The organism is Corallococcus sp. CA047B, assembly GCF_003612065.1.
Classification (GTDB): Bacteria; Myxococcota; Myxococcia; order Myxococcales; family Myxococcaceae; genus Corallococcus; species Corallococcus praedator.
Map to the genome: position 1 here is coordinate 1 of NZ_RAWD01000540.1, position 3,474 is coordinate 3,474.

A 3,474-nucleotide genomic window follows, 5' to 3' on the forward strand; every position below is an offset into this window, starting at 1 on the left:
CCCCGCGACCCCTCCCGCGCGCAACGTGGTGAAGGACTCCTTCTCGGCGGGTACCGCCGCCACCCAGCGCACCGCTGCCGTCACGGCCGCCCCTCCGGGCGACCACGGCAAGCTGATGAACGACTACCTCACCGGCGCCATCCCGCCCCCGGCGGATTTCGAGCAGGTGATGGGCTACAAGCCCTACGCCATCCAGACGCCGCACGGTCAGCGCATGCAGGATCCGCACGGCTACGCGTCGGTGCCCGGCAAGATCGGCCCGGACAAGGAGTTCGACAAGGCGGCCAAGACGCACGACTACGGCTATGACCTGCTGCGTTACTACGACCGCAAGGGCACGCCGCTGAAGCCGGAGGCCCGCAAGGCGGCGGACAAGATGTTCCGCAACGACATGTTCGACTACGCGAACGACCAGAAGGGCGCGGTGAACCGCTTCAAGTTCCGCACGTGGGCGCAGATCTACGCCACGGCGGTGGAACTGAACTCCGTTCGCCAGGGCCACGGCCCTCCGTAGTCCGCCCGCGAAGCGCATGGATGCCGAAGCGCCAGAAGCTGGGCTGCCCCCCGACCGCGAGGACGTGGTGGCGGCCCTCCTGGCCCACCAGCGCCGCTTCCTGTCGTTCCTGGAGCGACGCGTGGGAAGTCGGGCCGTCGCGGAGGACCTCTTCCAGACGGCCTTCGCCCGCACCCTGGAGAAGGGTGGGGCGCTGCACGACGGCGAAGGCGCGGTGGCGTGGTTCTACCGCCTGCTGCGCAACGCCCTCGTGGATCACCACCGGAGGCAGTCCGCGGAAGGCCGCGCGCTGGAGGTGGAGGCGCGTGACGCGCACGCCGCCCCGGAGGATGTGGAGCTGAAGGGCGTGGTGTGCGAGTGCCTCGCGGACCTGCTGCCCACGCTCAAGCCTTCCTACGCGGAGCTGGTGCGCCAGGTGGACCTGGAAGGGCGCGCGGTGCCGGACGTGGCGCGCGAGGCGGGCATCACCGCGAACAACGCGGGCGTGCGGCTGCACCGGGCGCGGCTCGCGCTCAAGCGTTCGCTGGAGCGCGGCTGCGGCGCGTGCGCGACGCACGGGTGCCTGGACTGCTCCTGCAAGCCCCGCCGCTGACGGAGGGCTTCAGGGGCAGGTGGCCGTGTCGTCGTTCATGTCGATGTGGAGGACCTCCGGGTCGCCCTGGAACACCTTTGTCGCGAGCGCGGTGGCCTTGCAGGTGGGCAGCTTCGGGTTGTCCACGACGACGAAGTCCGTCGTCACGCGGGCCAGCTCTCCCAGGTTGAAGTCCGTGAGCCGCGCGTTGCCCTGGATGTTGAGGAACGTCACCTCGCGCAGCGTCGCGAAGTCCCCGAGGGTCGTCAGCTTCGGGTTGCCCAGCGATGACAGGACGCTCAACCGGGTCAGCGCGCCGAAACCTTCCAGCGACACCAGGTCGTCGTTGCCGATGATGGAGACCGCGCTCGTGCTTCGCAGCAGGGGCAGGCGGTGCACGCGCTGCAACCCCGCGTTGTATTTCACGGTGAAGTCCTGCTCCACGTGGGTCAGCAGGGGCATGTCCCCCGCGGACGACATCACGGAATTGCCCTGGATGAGGAGGCGGCCCGCTCGCACGAGGTTGACGAACCCCACGGTGTTCGCGAGCTTGGAATTGCCCACGATGGACAGGGTGCCCACGGTGGTGAGCTTGCCCAGGGGGTGGAGCTCTTCGAGCTGGGGGTTCGCGTTCAACTCCAGCGCGCCGTCCACCGTCTCCAGCCGCTCCAGCCCGAAGGGGCCCGGCAGCGCGGAGTTGTTCTCCAGGAGCACGTCCCCGTGCACGTGCGCCAGCTTGAGGAAGGGCGTGCGGTCCATCCGGAGGTTGTCCTGGATGCGGAGCGAGCCCTGGAGCGTGAGGACGTTGGGCAGCGAGCCGGGATCCTCCACCGCGTTGTTCGCGCGCAGGGTGATGCTGTCGGTGGGCACCACCGCGACCAGTCCCAGCAGGTCGGGGAGCGCGGGGTTGTTCTCCACGGTGAGGCTGCCCCCCACGCGCAGCGGGGCGCGGGTGTCGTCCCCCAGGAGCAACGTGTCGAGCCGGGCGTTGTCCCGCAGCTCCACGTTCCCTCCGATGAAGCGCAGGGTGCTCAGGGCCGTCCGTCTCAGGCTGGAGTTGCCCTGCACGATGAGCGAGCCGTCGATGATGGACAGCGTGGGGAGCATGGCCTCGGCGAGGGTGGGCGCATCGATGCGCAGGGTGCCCCGCAGGCGTCCCACCCCGGCGAGCGCGACGAGGTCCACGGCGCTCGCGACCACGAAGTCTCCATCGTGGATGCGGGAGGCATGGCACACGTGCACTGTCGTGATGAACCCGCCCGGCGTGGGCCCTCCCTCGCCGGTGGCATCCTCGAAGGCGTTCACGCCCGTGCCGCCCGCGGGGCAGTTCATCCCGCCCGGCTCGGTCTGGTACTGCACGAGCCTCACGCGCGCGGGGGCCACGTCGCACGCGTAGGCGGTGGCGTCGATCTCCGCCGGGTCGAGCGCCCCATCCAGGTCCAGGTCCGCGCCCGCCTCCACCACCGAACCGCCGCGGTCGCACGGGGCGACGGAGCTCGGCACCTCCCGCACGCGGGAGAGCACGGGGGCGGGTTCGTCGCAGCCGTAGACCTCGCGTGAGATCTCCGCGTCCTCCAGCAGCCCGTTGCCGTTGGCGTCGTGGCCGGCGTGGGTCACCTGTCCGCCCAGGGCACACTGCGCGCCAGGGGCCACGGGGCGCACGCGCACCAGCACGTTGGCGACGGTGGTGGCGCAGACGTAGTCGGTGGCGGTGACCTCCGCGTCGTCGAGCTGCCCGTTGGTGTCCAGGTCCAGGCCGGACTGCACCGCCTGTCCACCCAGGGCGCAGTTCACGCCGTGGGCTTCGGACCGCGTGCGGGTGCGGACCTGGGCGGGAGCGTCGTCACAGACGTAGTCGGTGGCGGTGACCTCTTCGTCGTCGAGCACCCCGTCGCGGTCCTGGTCCAGGCCGCTCAGGACCGCTTGTCCGCCAAAGGGACAGTGCTCGCCGACGGGCTCGGGACGGACCCGCGTCCGTGCGTCGCGCTGGGTGATTTCGGAGAGGTCGATGACGTCGCAGCCGCTGCCCATCAAGGCGAGCGCCAACCCCCATGTCCCCCAGGTGCGTCGCATTCGTTGCCCTCTCCGTGCGGGCCCCGTCTTGGCTCCCTGTCCATACGGAGCGAGGGAATGAATCGGGTCGTTTCCCGCTGCACGCGGTGGAGGGTTCTCCCGCAAGCCCCTGGAAATCCAGGCGTTCGGGGCCACCGCGAGCCCCCGTCCTATCGAAAAAATCCCCCGCTGGGCAGGGCTCGGGCCGGCGAAAAACCCCGGGGGCCCTTCCGTGGCCGGCTCATGGTCTCAAGCATGTGTAAGAGCGCGCCGGATGCCGCGTTGGCCCGGGGAAAGGAGGCTTCACCATGACGCACCCCCATCCCCATCCCCCTGC

At 70.3% G+C, this 3,474-nt stretch carries 3 protein-coding genes; 2 read left to right on the forward strand and 1 reads right to left on the reverse strand.

From position 1 onward, the window contains the following. Together D7X74_RS40605 and D7X74_RS40610 are read left to right on the forward strand one after the other, a co-directional pair. Positions 1-514 (forward strand): hypothetical protein (locus D7X74_RS40605; RefSeq protein ID WP_120538282.1); only part of this gene is annotated, 514 nt, incomplete at its 5' end. 16 nt (positions 515-530) lie between these two features. After that, entirely contained in the window at positions 531-1,106 is a 576-nt protein-coding gene (locus D7X74_RS40610) for an RNA polymerase sigma factor (RefSeq protein WP_120538283.1), read from the forward strand. 9 nt (positions 1,107-1,115) lie between these two features. Here the strand turns inward: D7X74_RS40610 and D7X74_RS40615 are convergent, their stop codons facing one another. Then, complete coding sequence (locus D7X74_RS40615) at positions 1,116-3,158, reverse strand: hypothetical protein (RefSeq protein WP_147446878.1); 2,043 nt, start codon at positions 3,156-3,158, stop codon at positions 1,116-1,118. Positions 3,159-3,474: the final 316 nt, after the last annotated feature.

Bases quoted from the DNA above. Each gene is read 5' to 3' on its own strand.
- D7X74_RS40610 (WP_120538283.1), top strand. From the start codon at position 531: ATGGATGCCGAAGCGCCAGAAGCTGGGCTGCCCCCCGACCGCGAGGAC.
- D7X74_RS40615 (WP_147446878.1), bottom strand. From the start codon at position 3,158: ATGCGACGCACCTGGGGGACATGGGGGTTGGCGCTCGCCTTGATGGGC.